The organism is Mucilaginibacter sp. P5_A6 (assembly GCF_056400585.1).
Genome location: NZ_JBFUKZ010000002.1, coordinates 214,580 through 234,853 on the forward strand (window position 1 = coordinate 214,580; position 20,274 = coordinate 234,853).

14 protein-coding genes are annotated in these 20,274 nt (G+C 41.9%); 4 read left to right on the plus strand and 10 right to left on the minus strand.

Features of this window, described 5'->3' with window-relative positions:
• Positions 1–131 precede the first annotated feature (131 nt).
• Positions 132–1,532: a tetratricopeptide repeat protein gene (locus tag AC1DO4_RS02955; RefSeq protein ID WP_477412808.1), complete on the plus strand. Its 1,401-nt coding sequence runs from the start codon at positions 132–134 to the stop codon at positions 1,530–1,532.
• A gap of 97 nt (positions 1,533–1,629) precedes the next feature.
• On the opposite strand, the gene AC1DO4_RS02960 is transcribed toward AC1DO4_RS02955, so the two are convergent.
• The 6 genes from AC1DO4_RS02960 to AC1DO4_RS02985 all read right to left on the minus strand — a co-directional run bounded on the left by AC1DO4_RS02960 (position 1,630) and on the right by AC1DO4_RS02985 (position 8,519).
• A complete protein-coding gene (locus AC1DO4_RS02960; protein ID WP_477412810.1) occupies positions 1,630–2,199 on the minus strand; it encodes a hypothetical protein in 570 nt (189 codons plus the stop codon).
• A gap of 10 nt (positions 2,200–2,209) precedes the next feature.
• A complete protein-coding gene (locus tag AC1DO4_RS02965) occupies positions 2,210–2,590 on the minus strand; it encodes a hypothetical protein (protein WP_477412812.1) in 381 nt (126 codons plus the stop codon).
• Positions 2,591–2,699: 109 nt separating this feature from the next.
• On the minus strand, positions 2,700–3,977 hold the full coding sequence (locus AC1DO4_RS02970; protein ID WP_477412814.1) for a hypothetical protein: 1,278 nt from the start codon (positions 3,975–3,977) through the stop codon (positions 2,700–2,702).
• A gap of 47 nt (positions 3,978–4,024) precedes the next feature.
• On the minus strand, positions 4,025–6,415 hold the full coding sequence (locus tag AC1DO4_RS02975) for a GMC family oxidoreductase N-terminal domain-containing protein (protein WP_477412816.1): 2,391 nt from the start codon (positions 6,413–6,415) through the stop codon (positions 4,025–4,027).
• A 57-nt stretch (positions 6,416–6,472) separates the two neighbouring features.
• On the minus strand, positions 6,473–7,030 hold the full coding sequence (locus AC1DO4_RS02980) for a hypothetical protein (RefSeq protein WP_477412818.1): 558 nt from the start codon (positions 7,028–7,030) through the stop codon (positions 6,473–6,475).
• A gap of 28 nt (positions 7,031–7,058) precedes the next feature.
• Positions 7,059–8,519, minus strand: coding sequence for a hypothetical protein (locus AC1DO4_RS02985; protein WP_477412820.1), 1,461 nt, complete (start codon positions 8,517–8,519; stop codon positions 7,059–7,061).
• A 567-nt stretch (positions 8,520–9,086) separates the two neighbouring features.
• On the opposite strand from AC1DO4_RS02985, the gene AC1DO4_RS02990 reads away from it, so the two are divergent.
• From AC1DO4_RS02990 to AC1DO4_RS03000, 3 genes are read left to right on the plus strand one after another with little or no spacing between them, the layout of a single operon-like run.
• Positions 9,087–12,431 (plus strand): transglutaminase family protein, encoded by a 3,345-nt coding sequence (locus tag AC1DO4_RS02990; RefSeq protein ID WP_477412822.1) that lies wholly within the window; start codon positions 9,087–9,089, stop codon positions 12,429–12,431.
• A gap of 23 nt (positions 12,432–12,454) precedes the next feature.
• On the plus strand, positions 12,455–15,007 hold the full coding sequence (locus AC1DO4_RS02995) for a circularly permuted type 2 ATP-grasp protein (RefSeq protein WP_477412824.1): 2,553 nt from the start codon (positions 12,455–12,457) through the stop codon (positions 15,005–15,007).
• 58 nt (positions 15,008–15,065) lie between these two features.
• A complete protein-coding gene (locus AC1DO4_RS03000) occupies positions 15,066–15,941 on the plus strand; it encodes a transglutaminase family protein (protein WP_477412826.1) in 876 nt (291 codons plus the stop codon).
• A 266-nt stretch (positions 15,942–16,207) separates the two neighbouring features.
• Here the strand turns inward: AC1DO4_RS03000 and AC1DO4_RS03005 are convergent, their stop codons facing one another.
• From AC1DO4_RS03005 to AC1DO4_RS03020, 4 genes are all read right to left on the minus strand, one after another.
• Entirely contained in the window at positions 16,208–17,305 is a 1,098-nt protein-coding gene (locus AC1DO4_RS03005) for a zinc-binding metallopeptidase family protein (protein WP_477412828.1), read from the minus strand.
• Between the two features lie 357 nt (positions 17,306–17,662).
• On the minus strand, positions 17,663–18,226 hold the full coding sequence (locus AC1DO4_RS03010) for a dihydrofolate reductase family protein (RefSeq protein WP_477412830.1): 564 nt from the start codon (positions 18,224–18,226) through the stop codon (positions 17,663–17,665).
• Between the two features lie 101 nt (positions 18,227–18,327).
• Entirely contained in the window at positions 18,328–18,630 is a 303-nt protein-coding gene (locus AC1DO4_RS03015; RefSeq protein ID WP_477412832.1) for a hypothetical protein, read from the minus strand.
• Between the two features lie 134 nt (positions 18,631–18,764).
• A complete protein-coding gene (locus AC1DO4_RS03020; protein WP_477412834.1) occupies positions 18,765–20,183 on the minus strand; it encodes a hypothetical protein in 1,419 nt (472 codons plus the stop codon).
• Between the last annotated feature and the right edge of the window lie 91 nt (positions 20,184–20,274).

The following is a 20,274-nucleotide window of genomic DNA, read 5'->3' on the forward strand; positions in this document are numbered from 1 at the left end:
TTACCCGGTGCCCGCAAAAGGGATACGAATACAGGGACCCGCTGACTCAGATCGTATAAAAAAGGTAATCAACTTTTCGTAAGATTTGAGAGGAGGAATTTTTGACCAATTTTTATCTTGTTAATTGTTTTATGCGAGTACAATCCTATAAAAAATTGGTTTTTATTTGCCTGCTGGCGGGTAGTGAAATTGTTAATGCGCAATATAAAGCGAAAGCCTCGTCAAAGATTTTTTTTGAAACCCAAAACGACGATACGGCCCGAGTTGCATTCTTGGTTAAGAAAAGCATGCAGGTACAGTCGTTTAACCCCGATAGCGCCTTAATTTATGCGGAGCAAGCCCTTACAATTGCAAGAAATACGAAATATAAAACCGGGGAAGCAAGCAGCCTAAACAGGTTGGGTGTTGTGTTATGGAAAAATGGCAAATATGATCGGGCCCTGAAATTTTTGCTTGGTTCGTTAAAAATAAGGGAAGAAAGCAATGATCTCCCGGGTCAGTTGGCTTGTTTGAATAATATCGGTATTGTTTATTCAGATCACAATGATAATGTAAAAGCACTATTCTATCACTTTAAGGCAAAAGCAATTGCCGAATCGCTTCATAATAAAAAATTCCTGAGTATTGTATTATCCAATATTGGCAACTGCTATATTAAACTCAATAAAGTAGAATTAGCCCTTACTTTTGAAATGCGTGCCTATGAGTTACAGCAGACAATCGGCGAAGATGGAATGCTGCCAAACACGCTGTCTATTTTAGGGGACATCAATTATAAAATGAAACACCAGGCACTCGCTCTTGATTACTACAGATTAAGCGTAACTTATGCGCTTCGGAATAACGACCAGGGCAGCCTTGCAGATACTTATAACAGTATAGCTTTGCTTTATAAAGATGCTAATAAAGCAGACTCTGGTGCGTTTTACGCAAAAAAAGCCCTTGACGCAGCCAGGAAAGCGAAGTATCCCGTAGGTATTTATAATGCGAGCAATTTACTCACACAAATATATCAACACTCAAATGAGCATCTTGAGCTATTGTATCTAAAAACAGCAATGGCTGCAAAAGATACCATGTTTAATGTGGAGAAAATTAAACAAATACAAACCATTAGCTTTAATGAGGCTGCAAGGCAACAGGAAATAGCCGAAGAAAAGAGACGTGAATCGGAAGAAAGGATTGTTAACCTGCAGCTTATAGGGATTGCGATATTTATTCCTTTTTTCTTTTTGATATTGTTGGTACTTAGTAAAGGCCGAACCCATCGCAAAGTGATAGAATTTATGGGTGTGGTTTCGCTGTTACTTGTTTTTGAATTTATTACCCTTTTTATACACCCGTTTGTACAGCGTGTTAGTAATCATCTGCCCGTACTGGAATTGGTTATCCTGGTTATTCTCGCTTCAATACTTGTACCATTACACCACCGGCTTACAAACTGGATGCGCAAAAAATTAGTTCATGTTGAAAAACCGCCAAAGCCATCAAACCTTGAAACCAGGCAGGCTGATACGCGGCCTCAACAATAGTTTAACAAGTCTCTTATATCATTTTAAGCATAAGGCAATTTTCAGGCTATGGGTGCCACGTTTGCCAAGCGTTGAAATGCAAACAATAGAAAGTTTACTAATGGGCTATCAGGAAGGCAACCACTGCTCCTATTACCGCACCTCCTATTCCAAATTTCAAGGCTTTTCTGTTCTGCCTTTTATTCTCATCAGCAAGCATTTTCTGCGCATCGGTAAGCAAACGCTGGGTATCAGTTAACTTTGTACTGGCATCTGTTAATTGTGTATTTAGCTGGGTCAGGTCACTGCTTGATTTATCTGCAAAATTCTTTGAACGGGTAACCAGGGAATCCATTTTAGTATTTAGTACCTGGTAATAACTCTCTTTTGCTGCCAGTAAACTATCCTGTTTTTTGATAATGCCCTCATAACCATCGGATATTGATTTAAGTTCATTAACGCTATTTTGACCACGCCTGTAGTATTGGTCATAAATACTGAAAGTTAACTTATTAAGTACAATAACGGTATCGCAGTCAATCATTAGCGTATCGCCTTTTACATATCTATATACCTTTTTATGTGAGTTATCGGTAAATTTTTTAAGTCCCTGGGCGATACCCTGCAGGGTCGAAAAAAACAAACACATAGCAATAAGCAAAACCGGTTTTAGTGTAGCGCGCTTCATATCCGTAATTTTAGTTTTCTATTGTTGATTGTGAAATTAGTTTTTCCCTTTCCGCCTTTAAAGAATCAAGCCGGTGGCGTATATTTTCAAGCCCGGAAGCAATTACGCCCCTGGCTTTAGCTTCCTCAAGGTCTTTTTTGGTGTTTAATATTTCTACCGTTGTTTGTGTATTACTGAGATAGCTTTTATAATCACTGATATCCTTTTGCATAGCCTCAATTTTTTCCTGGGATGCCTGGATATCTTTGAGCGCCGTATTTATATTAATCTGTGAAAGCTCAATGTTTTTCTGAATTTGCTTCAATTGGCTTTTTTGAAAAAAAGCGACGACGGAATTGATAGCCGCGAGCGATAACACAACTATCAATATGATTTTTAGTTTATTGTCCATGGATCAAAGTTTTATACTTGCATTTTTTAAAAATTATTATTTGCATGGCCGTTAACCAGGTATAAGGGGCATAAACAATCTCTTAACCGCAAGATTGCAATGCCGTTTTTTAAGGCGACGCAGCATTATTAGCCGAATTATCAGTTGAACCCTCTCCATTTGCGGGGTCTGCAGCAGGAGGTGGTGGTGTGAATGGGAGATCTTTAGCCTTAACTGTATTCTCGGGCCCTTTAGATGTTAAATATAAAACAGAACTGACCCCTGCCAATATTAAAAGGGTATTATCAAACACAGGCATAGACTTGTTGTTGACCACATACCACATAAAATATATGCCAAGAACAGCATTCCAAAGTGCTACCTGGGTACGTTGTACGCTTACATTTGTGCCATCTGAAAGGATGTCTTTTAAAAATGACTGGTGTACTTTTGATGCAACCGCCGGCCCTGGTGTTGCGGAGGAAGATGCCGGATTATCGCCCCGTTTTTTATAATAATCAATAAAACCGGCAACACCGGTGGTACCGCCACTGATTCCTAATAACATCAGAATTGAATCGTTAAGTGAATCGCTCAGCCCGGTTAAAAGTATCAGGTAAATAAATCCCCCGATGACGATTACCGTCCAGAAGGCCAGTTGCGTTTGCGCCAGGCTGTAAGGCCCGTGTGTATGATTAATTTCGTCCGGGTCTCTAATCAAACCCGTTTTATGACAAACCACAATAAAAACGCATATAAAGCACACATAAAGGAAAAGTAAAATGTAAAAAACTTTAGGCTCATAGAAGAATAGGGTGAGTTTAGTATTTGGCTTTAAGCCCTTTGCATAATTTAAAGGAAACATGCCCGACCAACCCGCTGACAATTTAAAACTAATGCGGTTTTGATTCCAGCTTGCCATACGAAACAAGCTGTTCCAGGCTTCCTTGTTAGTGCTGTCCTTTTTAAAAAGAAATGGAATTTCCAGGGAGTCGGGCCATATTTTGGTTGCATCATTAACATCCTGGATAGATAGTTCAGAAAAATATGATGACTGCATCCCCTTTAATGGAATACCATCGGCATATAAAATCAATTTGCTGTTATCATTGGGCCGCTGCAACAAAAAATCCTTGGGATGACTAATAGTTATCCGGATTATTTGATCGGCCTGTATCAGGCCGTTATCTGATTTTGATTTTTTTGAATCCAGGGCGGTTATAATTTTTAAAACCTCAGATTTAAATGGCCTGTATGTTTTATCCGCAGAATTATCCACGCCAGGTTTATCGGCAGCTAAAGTATCCGGATTATACGGTAATACTTTAGCCCCGGCATTAAATGCCATCATCATGATTGTTATGATGATGAGAATAGTTGGTTTATAGCTGTAAGTGATTCTTTTCATAATTGGTATATTTAACAACTAACAGAGAAATTTCAGGCTACTATTCACTAATTGCCGGCAATAAAAGGCGCTGCATAGTGTGCTAAAGCCATAACCGTAACCTGCGGATTAACCCCCAGGCTGGTTGGAAACACACTTGCATCGCAAACAAACAGGTTATCATACCCATATACTTTAAAATTTGCATCTACCACGCCCGTTGCCGGGTCATTGCTCATTACGTTTCCACCCTGCGGATGCCCGGTACCGGTGGAAATGTCAGGCGAAGCTTTTACGTTTTTACGCAAATTGTCTTTCAATTCTTTTACTGTTTTGTATTCATAATAATTAAATGTATTAGGCATAACGCGCTCGGCGCCACCAGTTAAGTATATTTCCGCCGTTTTTTCCAGCCCATCCATCAGGCTTGCAAAATCAACCTCTGTAGGCACATAAGTAATATCGCGCCCAAATAAGCCGGCCACTTTTACTTCGGCATTGGAGGCTGTACCCACCAATACCCCCGTACACGCCATATGCCCATATTGCTTCATGTTTAAAAAATGCTGATCGAACCAGCCAGGCATGGCAGTTGATTGAAACATGGGCGGGTTGTACCAGGTTTCCATGACGTACCGGCGATCGTTAGTTTTCAGAAAATGAGAGATCTGCAATCCATCATAAGAATTAACAGTTTCTTTATAAGCCGCTGTTATTTGCGTACCCAGGTTAAAAGCCAGCTTTTTTCCCGCATTGGCTATGCCTAATTTTGATTTTAGGAGCAGTATGCTCGATGAAACAGCACCAGCCGACGATACAAAGGTTTTTCCCTTGATAGTTATTTTCCGGCCGTTTTTAAAGTTCCCGGTAAGGGAAACTATCTGTGTGCCGCTACGATTAAAACTAATCGCCTCGCAGTTTGCTATTATCTGTAAACATCCGGGGTTTTCTAATTGTGTTTGGGGTAAAAGGGTATCCAGCATAGAAAGCTTTTTACCATATGTACAGCCTATGTTGCAGTAACCCGAACCCAGGCAACCGTTGATATTTGCCATTACCGAATCCAGCTCTGGTTTGTCGTAACCCATCTTTTTACAGGCTTCGGCAAAAAGCCGTCCTCCAGGGTTTAAAAATCTATCATCTGTCATTATAGGCGTATGCGCTATATTCATCAATTTATATATAGCAGCCATTGAGCTTTCGTACCTTGTCCTGTCGATACCAATCCCCATTTCATTGATCCACCTATCCAGGATATAATCAGGAGTTTCAAAACAAACCGCATTATTAACAACTGTTGATCCGCCAACACATCGGCCCTGGAATACCTGGAAACGGAAATCGCGCGACAATTGCAATGCGCCATCGGCATACAGCCTGCTCACCATATCTACCTCATCCTCGGTGAATGAGGCTGTTTGTTCAAGTCCGCCGCACTCTACAAGCAATACCTTTCTGCCTGCCTGTACCAATTGATGAGCCAATACAGAGGCCGCCGCGCCAGAACCCACAATAACTATATCCGCAGTTATTTCATTTGTTTTAATATCAGCATCCTCAAGCACTTTTAATAACGCGGCTTTAGAATTGCTTCCGGGAAACTGGCGCTTCTTTTCATCAAAATCTTTTCTATCGCTGAACCGCACGTAACCAATACTTTCGTATACGGCTGGGTCGCTGTAATAGCCCATAAAGCATAATTGTTTGCTCATCCTTATAGCTGCCTGGAATATTTCGCCATACCAGCGTGGCACGTTTTGAAATTCAAGATCGGTTAGAAATCTTTTTTTAAGGAATTGCAACCTTGCTGCCGGTTGCATCAGGCTTAGCAAGGGACGTAAAGATAAGAGGGGGTAAATTTCCAGCGCTGTTAATACCAGTTTCATTACCCACTTGTTTTGTGCTTTAAAGCCAATTAAGTAATTATCAACATTGGATGCTACTTTTACAGGTTCTATCTGCAATTTATACAAATCGGTATCTCCCGAGATGCAGACTTCGGCCAGTGCCTGTAATGTTTGAAATTGCTGTATAGATAAATATTTAAGATTGTAACGGGCAATACCCGCGGCTCTGAAGGAGATCCAAAGCACGGCAAAAACAACCGCATATGTAATTAATTGCCATAAGTGAGTAGTGCCCGCGGTTGCCGGCCTACCCTTAATCCACTGTACAGTTGTCCATATTATTGCAATGGCCAGCACCCATTTAAATAAACGGATCAACGGGCTGAAACGGCGGACATCGCCAATTGCCAATGCAAGTAAAAGAACAATTAAAAATCCTTGTAAAACAGAATTGCCTGATATGGCAGCATAACTATTTGCTGCGGAAAACTGTAAAAAGCCCGGTGTAAGATTAGGGAAAAAATGAAAAAAAAGCGTTACCAGAGACAGGAAGAGAAGCAGTTTAAGAAACGACTTCAGGTATTTTTCAGCAAGGACTAATTCTTTGTTCATAGTATTAGTTTTATATTTCTTTGGTATAAGGCATTTTCTGTTTTGTTACAGGTTGATTTACCAGGGCAGATACCGGATTTCCTGCGGATGCCCCAATAAGAAATAACAATAAAAAATATTCAGATCTTCAGCGATGTGCAGGTAAGCTTTGCAAAGCATTAAACTATGGTCGCCTTCATTGGGCAGTACTACAAAATCCCGGATCACCCTGAAAAAACTAAGGGTAAATTTGTGAAACGGGATATCATAATTAAAATGTGCCAGGTGCATATAAGGCTGGTAAAGTTTGTGATAGGGTTCGTCTTTTACATAGGCAGTCCTGAAATATCCTAACTGGTTCGGCCTCACTTTATGTAAACCTACTTCCCATTGGCCCAGGTATTTTTGATGATCCTGTATCACGGTTTCGTTATATCCGTAATTGGCGCCATTTCTTTTGTAAAATCCTTTTTTAAACTTTTCGCCGGATATTTTCCCGATGGGTTCATGGTTCCAGCCACAATAGATCAGCCCGTTTAATTTTTCAATATCCGGCGGAGTTCCGTTAAGCAATATCTTTTCCAATGTGTCCTTACTGCATTGGGCCAGGGTTTCAAATGTCCATTTTTGTTCCATGCACTTAATATTAGTATAGGTTAGCTCATCAATTTTTTTCCATCAGCGGCAAATCATCGTCGCGCAGGGCATCATCATTCCATCGTTGTAAAGGAAAAACCACCAGCTCACCATGCTCATCATAATTGAATTGCAGGAAAGTGTAAGTTTTATCAATGCGGACATCGGCAGAAGAAGCTTCAAAAACAGGCATCCACGTTCCGGTATTGAAATACCATTTTCCATTAATATTTTTTTGTTCCGGGTTATGCGTATGGCCGAAAGTTACAACCCGCAAGGCTGGGTTTTGACTAAAGACCTTTTCGGCGTAAGCCACAAAACTGGCCGGACCGCTTAATTTCACCATAGTCATTATCCGGCCAAACAAATACGAGAGAAATAAAAACCCTAAGTTTTTACCTATGTTTATAAGTTGCTGTAAAACCCATGATGGATCATCGGTATGGGAGGTCTGAGGTAAACTTTTATAGATCGCATACCCGGTAATGGCCAGCGGGAGAACGATGATCAGGAAGAAAGTAATGGCATATTTAAAAACCTGCCACCACATTTTTTTCGGAATCAATAAAAGGGTTAACGGAATATAACTGAAAATCATTTTCAATGCCTGCGGAAACCGTTCTCGAAACAACACCAGCAGTATATTTTCTCTTGGCCGCACATTATCAACAAATGGGTAAGAGAGTTCAATCTTGTTTATCAGGTACCGGTTAAAAAAAGAGCCAAACGGAAGGTTCAGCTCCTGGTTATTATCACTAAGAACATTCCCTTTAACGGCCGTTGTATTTTCGTAACAATGACCGTGTTCTATATAAATTTTTTTGTCGATGATTACAATATGATCAGCAAATGTAAGCCCTCCTGTCATTTTAGGCAGTATGGATTCTACCTCAACTTTTAACTTTCCGGCTATTAGTTTGGCAAGGCGGTATTGCAGGTAAAGCTGTACGGGTTTCCAATACCATTCCAGGTCGTGGTTTCCCTTGGTAATAATTAGTTTGTTGCCGTTATGCAGCCACAAGGCGAGCCGCTCAAACAACGCTTGGTGGCCAATCATACAAACATGTAACTTCCAAACAGATTTGTAATCGTTTGTTCGCAGCCCGAATGTTTTTTCTTTATCAACAATTGAATCCCTTAGCTCTTTCTCCAGTTTGGTAATTCCAACAATACGTAATATTTGTTCCCATTCAGAAAACTCCAGGTCGGTTGCCGGGTAATTGCAGATCCTCAGAAAATCAATAAAATCTCCGTTGATAACCAATAATGCAGTGGCACTTCCATTCTTGTTTTCCAGGTGATCAATAAACCGCAGGAAAGACTGATCGGCAAAGAAATTCTCGGTTCCGGCGTAGTTGCTGCTGTTATTTATGCCCGCCGCCAAATGCAGGTCGCTTATAACAAATGTAGACTTCCCGCCTGAAGCGAAGTCAATCTGTGGTTTCACAGAAATGGATTGTTCAGAACTGTTATTTTCCTGGCGGGGCATATGGCATTAGGTTTTTGGGTTACATATTTATTAGGGACATTTATTTAGTACCTGATTGGGCAAATACAATTAAGAGATTGATTTGCGTTGACGGCAACCAGCGGTTTCAAGATTGYAGTTAAAGAAATAAAATGATAATAAATTCCAGGCAATATTTTAACGATCAATACCCGTATGTCTCTATAAATTAAAGCATTATAATTATATTAAATTTTGGATTTTTTTTTTGCTCATGCAATAGTTATAAATAGCTATTTTGGTTAGCATCTTCGATATATTACTTAGGCCTTTTCTGCCAATAATAGCAATGGAATTCAATTGAGTTAGTAACATTGAAGCTCTTATTGAAGCATTTTAATAATACCAGACAAGGGGCTATGCAATCTTCAAAAAAACCGCTATCAGTACTTCACAACGGTTTGGTTGCTAACCCAAAAATGCATTACGGGCCAAAACCACGATCTTTTTTACGATATTCATATTAATTTAAAAAATATATAATAAAATGTGCATTTTATTGCGTGTTTTGTTATTAATAGGCTATGTTTATAACACAAAAAGCTGTTTATGTCAATAAAAGTAGCAATTCGTCATTTTACAAGTTATAAATACGACCGTCAGATAACACTTTCACCCCAAGTTATCCGGTTAAGGCCCGCGGCGCATTCGCGCACCATGATCAAAGGCTATTCCTTAAAAATATTGCCCGAAAAACATTTTATAAACTGGCAGCAGGACCCTTTTGGCAATTACCTCGCCCGGATCGTTTTCCCTGAAAAAGTGAACGAATTTGTTATTGATGTAGAGGTGATAGCCGATATGGTTGTAATTAATCCGTTCGACTTTTTTGTAGAAGAATATGCCAATCATTACCCTTTTGCGTACGAAGATTCGTTGCAAAAAAACCTGGTGCCTTACCTCGAGATTACAGAACGCGGCCCGCTGCTGATGGACCTTACCGAAAAGGCTGCCGATCTGCTTAAAAAAAATACAGTCACACAGGATTTTTTGGTTAGCCTTAACAGGATGCTGTACCTGGAAATTTCATACAACATCCGGATGGAGCCGGGTGTGCAATCATGCGAGGAAACACTGGAACTAAAATCGGGCTCCTGCCGGGATACCGCCTGGTTGTTTGTGCAATTGTTAAGGCATTTTGGACTGGCCGCCCGCTTTGCATCGGGCTACCTGGTGCAGCTGAAACCCGATATAAAATCGCTGGATGGGGCGTCGGGTCCCGAACAGGATTTTACCGATCTGCATGCATGGACAGAAGTATACCTGCCGGGCGCTGGATGGGTAGGCCTCGATCCTACATCGGGTTTATTTGCCGGTGAGGGGCATATTCCATTGGCCTGTACACCCGATGCACAGAGCGCGGCCCCCATTAGCGGCATGGCCGAACCTTGTGAAACCGAATTTTCTTTTGAAAACACCATTACCCGGATTGAAGAAAAACCGCGGGTAACCAAACCATTCTCGGACGAGCAATGGGATGATATTATGGCCCTCGGCGATAAAGTTGATGAAGAGTTTGCCGCCAACAATGTACGGCTTACCATGGGCGGCGAGCCAACTTTTGTATCGGTAGATAACAATGAGGCGCCGGAATGGAACTCGGCGGCAGATGGGGAGCATAAACGCCGCCTTTCAAACATCCTGTTCCACAAGCTTAAAAACGAATATGGTAAAGGCGCCCTGATGCAATACGGGCAGGGTAAATGGTACCCCGGCGAGCCATTACCCCGTTGGAAACTGGCCTGTTACTGGCGTAAAGACCATGTACCGTTGTGGAACAATGATACGTTGATGGCCGATCTGTCAAAAGATTATGGCCTTGGTCCAAAGGATGCCAAAAGCTTTATGCGATTACTTACCAATGAATTGCATATCGATACTAAAAATATAACAGCTACTTACGAGGATCCTTTTTATTTTTTATGGGAAGAAAGCAAAACCCCGATAAATGTTGATCCGCTTAAGGTAGACCTGAAATCGCCGCTGGAGCGCCAGAAACTGGCAGAGTTGCTAAATACCGGCCTTAATGAGCCTGTAGGTTACGTGGTGCCCATTAAATGGGATCTGGAGAAAAGTAACTGGCAAAGCTGTAAATGGTCGTTTAGAAGGCAAAATTTATTCCTTGTTCCCGGCAACTCGCCGGTAGGCTTACGTTTACCTTTAGATTCGGTGCAGTATTTTGACCCGGCAGAGCAGGAGGAACTACCAGAAAGAAGCTTGTTTGCCGATGTAGATGCATTACCCGAGGGTGATAAGCTTATTCCGGTTACCGGCACTAAATTCAACAATAGTAAAATAATTTTTAAAACCGCCCTGGTGGTTGAGGTGAGGCAGGGTAAACTCTTTATCTTTTTCCCGCCTACAAGCTATTTTGAACATTATTTATACCTGGTAAATGCCGTTGAGCGTACAGCCGCGAAACTGAAAATGCCGGTATTGATAGAAGGGTATGACCCACCGTCGGATAATCGCATTACCAAAATGATGATCACGCCGGATCCTGGTGTTATTGAGGTGAATATTCATCCGGCAGCAAGCTGGCGCGACCTGGCTAAAAATTACGATATTCTTTATAAAAAGGCGGCCGAATCGCGCCTTGCTACCGAAAAGTTTAATATTGATGGGAGGCATACGGGTACCGGCGGCGGTAACCATGTAACACTGGGCGGAGAAACTCCGTCTGATAGCCCATTGCTACGCCGGCCTGATATTTTGCGGAGTTTTATTACATTTTGGCAGCATCACCCCTGCTTATCGTACCTGTTTTCAACCCAGTTTATTGGCCCAACCAGCCAGGCGCCGCGGGTTGACGAGGGTAGGATGGAAACACTTTATGAATTGGAGATCGCTTTTCAGCAGGTGCCGGACCGTGCCGAGAACGAAGTGCCTTTTTGGTTGGTCGACCGCATTTTCCGTCATTTTTTGACAGATATAACGGGTAATACCCACCGGTCTGAGTTTTGTATCGATAAGCTTTATTCGCCCGATTCATCAAGCGGCCGGTTGGGCATCCTGGAGTTTAGGGGATTTGATATGCCGCCGCATTACCGCATGAGCATGGTGCAGTTTCTGCTTATCAGAACGCTGCTGGCCTGGTTCTGGAAAACGCCATACAACCATAAGCTGGTACGTTGGGGAACCGAGCTGCATGATCGCTTTTTGCTGCCGCATTACTGCTATAAGGATATGACCGAGGTGGTGAATAGCCTGCGCGATGCCGGTTACGGTTTTGATATCTCCTGGTTCGAGCCTTTCTTCAGCTTCCGTTTTCCATTCCTCGGCGAGTTGCAGGTGGATGATATCAATATCGAAATCAAGATGGCCATTGAGCCATGGCATGTACTGGGCGAAGAAATGTCGAGCACAGGTACATCCCGTTTTGTGGATTCATCCCTGGAGCGCATCCAGGTTAAAATATCCGGACTTACCGATTCGCGTTATACCTTTTTGTGCAACGGGTTAAAAATTCCGCTAAAAAGTACCGGTGTACAGGGCGAATACATTGCCGGGGTACGTTACCGGGCATGGCAGCCGCCATCGGCACTGCACCCAACCATTGGCACCGATACCCCACTGGTGTTCGACCTGTTTGATACCTGGACACAAAAATCAGTGGCCGCATGTCAGTACCATGTATCGCACCCGGGCGGGCGCAGTTATGATACCTTCCCGGTAAACAGTTACGAGGCCGAGTCGCGCATAATTTCCCGCTTTTTTGATTTTGGCCATTCGGTTAACCTGGTTGAGCCGGCGGTTGCCCAGCAAACAGCCGGGGGAAGGTTTGTTACCAAAATGAATATCCTTCCGCAGTATACTATCACCAATGAAGTGGTTAGCCCGGAATACCCGTATACCATGGATTTGAGGCGATATAAAAATGCCAGGAATTTATAGCGAAAAAATAAGAAATTTGCAGAATGATTGATACTTACCTGGAGCGGAACGGTAAAACTGCAAAACCTTTTTTTGATGAGCTTGCCGCACCCGAAGGGGTGGTACGCGAGCATTGGAAAAAGCTTGCACATGCTTACGATGAGCTGGGCATTGAAAAAATGGCGCAGCGAAGCAGGGAAATTAGCCAGGAGCTGCGGGATAATGGTGTTACCTATAATGTGTACAGCGATCCCGATGGCATTAACCGCCCCTGGAAGCTGGACCCTGTACCTATGGTTTTTAGCCAGCAGGAATGGGAAAACATTGAACGCGGCCTGGTACAGCGTGCCGAATTGCTGAACCTTATTTTATCGGATATTTATGGCGAACGTAAGCTGATTAAAGAGGGGTTTATTCCCCTTGAGATGGTGTTTACGCATAAAGGTTTTTTGCGGCAGGCCGATAAGATCAAAATACCGGGCAAGTTTCAACTAATCCTATACTCCGCCGACCTTGTGCGGGGGCCGCTTGGCAAAATATGGGTGCTGCATGACCGTACCGATGCACCATCGGGGGCAGGCTATACGCTGGAAAACCGGGCCGCCATGACCAGGGTGTTTCCGGATTTGATTCGTGAAAACCAGGTGCGTAAAATTTCATCTTATTATCAAACGTTAAAAAACACCCTTACCAGGCTCGCTTTACAAAATAAAGAAAACCCGCGTGTGGTACTTTTATCACCCGGTACCGCCAATGAAACCTATTTTGAGCATGCCTACCTGGCATCATCCCTGGGTTTTACACTTGTTTTTGGACAGGATTTAACCGTAAGCGACGGCTATGTATGGCTAAAAACTTTAAAGGGGCTTGAAAAGGTTGACGTTATTGTAAGGCGCGTTGATGATATTTTTTGCGACCCGCTTGAATTTTTGGGCGATTCGCACCTCGGCGTGGTTGGGCTGATGGAAGCCGTAAGGCAAAAAAAAGTCACCATTATTAATCCATTAGGCGGCCGGATATTAGAGAACCCCGGGTTAATGGCATTTTTGCCACGCCTGTGCAAGCATTTGCTAAATGAAGAATTGATTTTACCATCGGTAGCAACCTGGTGGTGCGGGCACGAAAAGGAAAAAAAATATGTACTTGATAACCTGCCTTTTCTTATTATCCGCTCCATTTACAGGAGTAACGAGAACTTGCCATATATCGGCAGCGAACTGAGCAAAAAACAAATAGACGAGCTTAGGAAAGAAATAAACACCCGGCCGTATTTATATGTGGCGCAGGAAGTGGTAAGCTTCAGCACAACGCCGTCACTTATCGGCAACAAGCTGGAGGCCTGCAACGCTGTTTTCAGGAGCTACATTGTGGCCGATATGGAGAAGGAGGTTTATCACGTAATGCCGGGCGGGTTGTCACGCAGCTTTCCCGTTAAAGGCGAGTTTATTATATCAAATCAATCGGGCGGTATCAGTAAAGATACCTGGGTGCTTGGCCCATCGCCGCAAAGCCAGGTTAAATCAGTGGCAAACCAGCCGATATTGAGGCGGGTTAAAAATATTTTGCCAAGCCGTACAGGCGAAAGCCTATTTTGGCTGGGGCGCTATCTTGACCGGGCCGTGAGCAACGTGCGGATGATGCGTATTGTGCTTAAAATTTACAACGAGCGCGATGATGAAATTCATCCCGAAACAAACCAAACCCTGGTAATACTGCTTAAAAGTTTAAGCACCTTAACGGGCACCCTTCCCGGTTTTGCCTCACAGGACCAGGCCAAATTGCGTCAGCCCGAAAAAGAATTGCTATCCCTCGCGGTTGAAACAGGCCGGGCGGGTACCCTGGCACAATCCCTGCAGTCGTTTTTAACCAACGGCTATGCCGTGCGCGACCGCTTAAGCCTGGATACCTGGCGGATATTGGATAGTATATCTGAAGAGTTTGAGCTGATGAAGGAAAACGGTAACGATCTGCGGAAGATATATCATAATCTCGATCAGTTTATTATCAAGCTAATGGCTTTTATCGGCCTAAATAATGACAACATGACCAGGGCTTCCAGCTGGCGGCTGCTTAACATTGGCCGCTTCTTAGAGTCATCCCTTAATACCTGCACCATATTACAGGCGGCATTAACCAATAATGTAAAGCCCGATGTAGAAAAGCAACTGATGGAACTGGTGCTGATGTGCCACGAAAGCCTGGTTACTTACCGTTATTTGTACCGCTCAACGCTGCAACTCCCGGGGGTGCTTAATTTATTGCTGGTTAATGAGGATAATCCAAAATCGGTAGCTTTTTTAATTGCAAAAATTGATGAGCACCTTACCCATTTGCCTGATAACAGTAACGAGGGCGGCCTTAGCCCGGCACACAAAAAGCTGCTGGAGGCCTTAACCATGATCAGGCTGTGTGATGTTAACAGGATGGCAGGATCGGGCAATGCAAATGATTTCAGCAAAAAGGAACTTAGCAGCTTTTTACATCACCTTATCACCGTATTAAGCCAGGCATCAACTCTTATATTTGAAACCTATTTTAGCCCTACCCAAAGCCAATATAGTTTTGTAAAAAGTAATAATACACTTCCCGAATTATGAGAACTTATTACATGACACTATTTGTTTTAAACCGGGGACTTAAAAAACACCCAGGCTTATGAAATACCAGGTCACCCATATTACCCGGTACGAGTATCAGCTGCCTGCATCATTGTGCCATAACCTGGTTTACCAGGTGCCTGTTAATCATGCCTTTCAGCAGGTGGAGAAGGTACATTATCAAATTCACCCGGTTCCGCATTTCCTGGTAACCAGGGAGGACTTTTTTAACAATAAGTTTATCTATTTTTCTATCGAGGAGTTTCACCAGAAACTGAGCGTAGAGATAAAAAGCGAGGTTACCATAGCAGAGCCGGTGTGGATAAACACGGTGCCGAAAAATACCATGCCCTGGGAAAGCGTGGTAAGCTGGCTGCAGAGCACAAATGCCGAAAATGATATCCGGCAATTTTACCTCGAATCGGACCATGTGGTGTTTATACCCGGCATCCAGGAGTATGCATTAAAGTCGTTTACACCCGGCAGGCCCATCATGGATGCCATGCTTGATCTGAACGCCCGGATATTTAATGATTTTGACTTTACGCCTGGCTTTACTGACGTAAGCACTAAGCTTGAGGAGGTTTTTTTACATAAAAAGGGTGTTTGCCAGGATTTTGCACATTTCGCCCTGGCCTGTTTACGCTCTATAGGTTTATCTGCCCGTTATGTAAGCGGTTATATAGAAACCCTGCCTCCCCCGGGGAAACCTAAATTATTTGGCTCCGATGCCTCACATGCCTGGATAGCGCTGTACATCCCTAACGTTGGGTGGACGGAGTTTGACGCCACCAATAACCTACTGGTTAACGACCGGCATATCCGTACGGCTATTGGTCGCGATTTTGCCGATGTTGTGCCGCTTAAAGGTATTGTTTACAGCGGCGCGGGCCAGCGGATGTATGTAAATGTGGATGTAAGCAGGGTTGAATAGGGGGTATTGGCATTTTTCTTAAAACCGATTGTCATTTCGATCGAACCAGGGTGGGGATGAGCGCTGGAGTGAGGAGAAATCTCCGGCGATATGCTATACAACAATGCTTAATGAATGCATGTCGTATAAGATTTCTCTTTCGCGCCCGCGCTATTTCCCCTCAAGCTCTATCGAAATGACATTTTCTTTTATTAAAAAGATGTCTATAAAGAAGATCTGATGAACTACCATTTCTACTCTAAACTTCCCCCTTCCAGAGGCTTTTTTTAATTTACACGCGAAGCAAAGCAAACTTTGTGTATAAAGCTAAGTTTCTCCACCACCTTAGGTTGAATTACAAAAGGATATAAATCCTTATTGCCCATACTACGGTTCATGCTGTTCACAGCAAAAGTTAATGGCAGCCACATATCAAGTAGCTGCTTAAAGTTTTGCTGCTTATAAGGGCTTGAATTTATGTTTGCTACCAGGCTGCTGTTGCTGTTGGCAATGCCTGGAGCTACCTGCATGCCAAAGGCGCCGGCTGTTTCAAGCGTGTCGGTAATATGGAGGTAATGTGCCCAGGTTTCGGCCCAGTCTTCCCATGGGTGGGCGCTGGCATACGCGCTAATGAAGTTTAAATTCCAATTGGCCGGGGCGCCCTGGTTGTAATGGCGTTGCAGGGCTTGCTCGTAATCCTGCCGTTCATCACCAAATAATTCACGGTATTCATTAATAAAGGTGCTATCCGCTACCAGCCTGTCCCAATAATAATGGCCAACCTCGTGCCTGAAATGGCCCAGCAACGTACGGTAAGGTTCGTTCATTTGCTTACGCGATAGCTCGCGCTTATCATCGTCGGCCTCGTTAACGTTGAGTGTTATCTGGCCGTTTTCGTGCCCGGTTAAAACCTTTTGAGCTGGATTTATATCCGTCAAAAAATCAAAGCTCAGGCCTTTTTCCACGTCCTGCAGTTTACTCACCAATGGCAGTTTCAATTGCAGCAAACTATAAATCATCCTATGTTTGGCGGCCTCAATTAGTCTCCATTGCCTCACGTGTTCATTGTCGGATAAATCGGGCACCATATGGTTCAGTTCGCATGCCCGGCAATAAGCTTTCGGGTCATCAGCCGGTATCAGCCAGTTACAAACACCAAACTCCTGGTTTTTGCAATACTTAAACTGCGGCTGCTTACTATTAAGTAAGCCACCAATAAAAGGCTTTTTATTACTGTATAAATGGTAATACCCATTATTATCCTGTACCAAAGTAACCAGGTTTAAATCATCAGCAATAAAACCCAAGGCATGCTTACAGCATTCGCACAAACTGTTTTCAAAATATAACAACTGACTGCAATTGGCGCATTTAAATAATTTCATAATCCATTTTAAAGCTGTGGGTTGTGGAACAGCTTGTGGATTAACAGATTATAAGGCCGTGGGTTTGGGGAGAAATGAAACAAATATTATTAATTTTTAACTTGTTAGAGTCTGTCTAAAAATAAAAAAACAGACCGTCATTGCGAGGTACGAAGATAACCGACCGCAGGGAGCTCATTAATACCTATAAAAATAAAAACACAACATTAATAATCCCAAACTATGCAGATCGGATTTGCAAAGCTACTCTGTAAGGTGGGGATTGCTTCGTGCCTCGCAATGACGCGTGGATATATGCTTCATTGGAAGTCTAAAAACATTTAATAAATCATTTTTAGACAGCCTCTTAGAATGCTGTTATTTTCTTATTTCGTAACATAGTTCCACCATACCGCTTTTGTAGGCTTTCGCATCTTTTAGGTGTAATGCTTGTTCTTGTCCTATCTGATCAAAAAACGGCGTTCCGTCACCCAAAATAATTGGCAGAATTGACTGTCTTATTTCGTCTGCTAAGTTTAAACGAATGAAATCCCTGGCAAGTTTAGCACCGCCTACAAGCCAAACATTCTTGTATTTTGGTTTAAGTTGTTCATTCACCAATTTGTTCAGGTTGCCCGAATAAATTTCAATGTTCTGCCTGTCAATCGGCAGTTTTCTGTGGGTTAATACAATAGTCGGTACGTCGCCGTAAACCCAGCCATACGATTTTGAAAGTTCCAAAGCGTGTTCGTATGTGTGGGAACCCATTACATAGCAGTCTATCGTTTTAAGAAATTCCTCCGCATCTTGTTCGGTAATATTAACCCCTTTTTCATAGTTGTCGGCTGTCTCAAACCACGAAACGCTATTGTCTTTTTTGGCGATATAACCATCAAGACTTGAAACCATATGTATGGTTATTTTAAATGTGTCTGTCGCCATTTAGGTGTTATTTGCGAATATGCGTTGTTGAACTGTTGTTGGTTTTGCTGTCTGGGATAATTTTATTAAAGGTTAGCGAATTTTACCTTTTATCGCGGGTGTCAAAATCTTGAATTGAAATCTATAATATGCTCTTTAAGGTCGTCGGGAATATGTGTCCATACAGTATTAGTATTCGCTTTAAGCATACATTTATATTCATCTTGAATAACACTCACAGTGTGTTTATACCAATCAAGGTATGACCATTCTCTTGGTTTTGGAGAATAAAGAAAGTTTTCTTTATCATGCCAATGGACTTCCGTTGCGCTTCTCCAAATCATTGTAAAGCGTTCCTTCTCAGGTTTGATATAAAGCTGGTTTGATGAGTTAATACCTATTTCGAGAATATGATCTTCGTTCATAAGTCTGAAAGTTAGTTTCTTTTAAAATACTTTGTAATTCAAATATATTAAGATTTTACTCTTTATATGGGTCTGATAAATTAGTAGCTAATCAAATTTATATACTTCTGTTTAACTATGTTTGAAAGGCATGGCTATCCTGACCAAGGCGTTTTGTAAGGGAAAGGTTTTTGACGCATAACTTTGGGGTTTCTTGTTTTATTGTACTGCATTAAGTTTAAAATTACATCTCTCAACAGGTGGTCTAATTTTAAATACGCCGATAATGCATCGTTTTCATCATTCCCGACTTTACCCTCATGAACTGCCTGATTTCTTTCGACTTCAATCAGATTTGATAAATAGGGGCTTACCTCGATGTTGCAAAAGTTAAAGAACTGATAAAATTTTTGTTTATTATCATTATCCTTTATCTTGTTAATGCCGCCAATTCGCGACTTAAATATGTCATATGCGGCTTTATTGTCCGTTTTTATTTCAGCCTTGTAATTTTCAAGTACCCGTAGTAGTTCAGATTTTATCGAATTATTAAATATAGCTGGTTGAATAAGTGTCTCCGACTTATTTCCTTTTTTGTAAAAGTTATTTACAATCTTTTCAAGCGCGGTTATGAGAATATAATATTGCTCCTTGGGCCCGCCAGTTTGATGAGCTTCATTTAACGATGAAACTAAGGAATTCAGATCTAATGTCTGATTTTGAATGTAGTAGTTGTTAAACCCATCTAGAAACAAAATGGGCAGTATATCGTTAGTCATGCCATGATTCCAATTTATTGGCAGATATTCACTGTAATATAATTTGTCCAGAGGTTTATGTGAGTAAATGGCTGTAATTTCGGCATCTACATTTCCCGATCCGGAAATGGTGTGAAAGTTTCCCGAAAATTGTTTTCTCAACAATAAAGGTGCTCCATTTATAAAAGATAAGAATTGAATAAACGCTGCTCTGAATTTCTTAAAGTCGTCTTCAAACAGGTCGTCGTAACCTTCTTTGGTAACAAACTCGATAAAAGTATTTTCATTCTGCGAATTTGCGGTAAGCAGGACTGAATAATTCTTTTGCAGAACGTTGTTATTTAATAAAATAACGCATTCATTATGATCAAATTCAAAATTGAGAAAATCCTCTAATTTGCCACTTCTTCTGTACCGTTCAATTTCAGTTCTGTCGCTATAACGAATTTTTAAACCTTCTAATTCAATTGCAAAAACCCTTTTATTTTCAGTCGAGCTTTCTTCGATATCATTCTTAAATTCGCCGCCCCAAGGCTTGGTAATTTTAACAAATTTGTCACATGCGAGTGTCGCTGCCTTTGAAGGAGTAACAAATTTGGAAATAAATAAACCAACCGCTTCAATTTTGTGATTGCTGTCTGTTGTGCCTTTTAAGACGATATAAGAATCGCGATATTTTTTATAAAAATCAGAGTCATGAATCCGTGTATCAAACGAATAAACACCATTTTCTAAAAAGCAGACAGCAAAAGGAATGTTTAATAACTCGCCTTTACATTCGAGAATTGTATCTACAATAGTATATAACTTGCTCATACAGATTTTACCAACTATAAAGATAAGTACAAAGGTTAGAATTAAGATCAAATGCGGACTGATTAGGGGGTGATCTTATGATATCAAGATA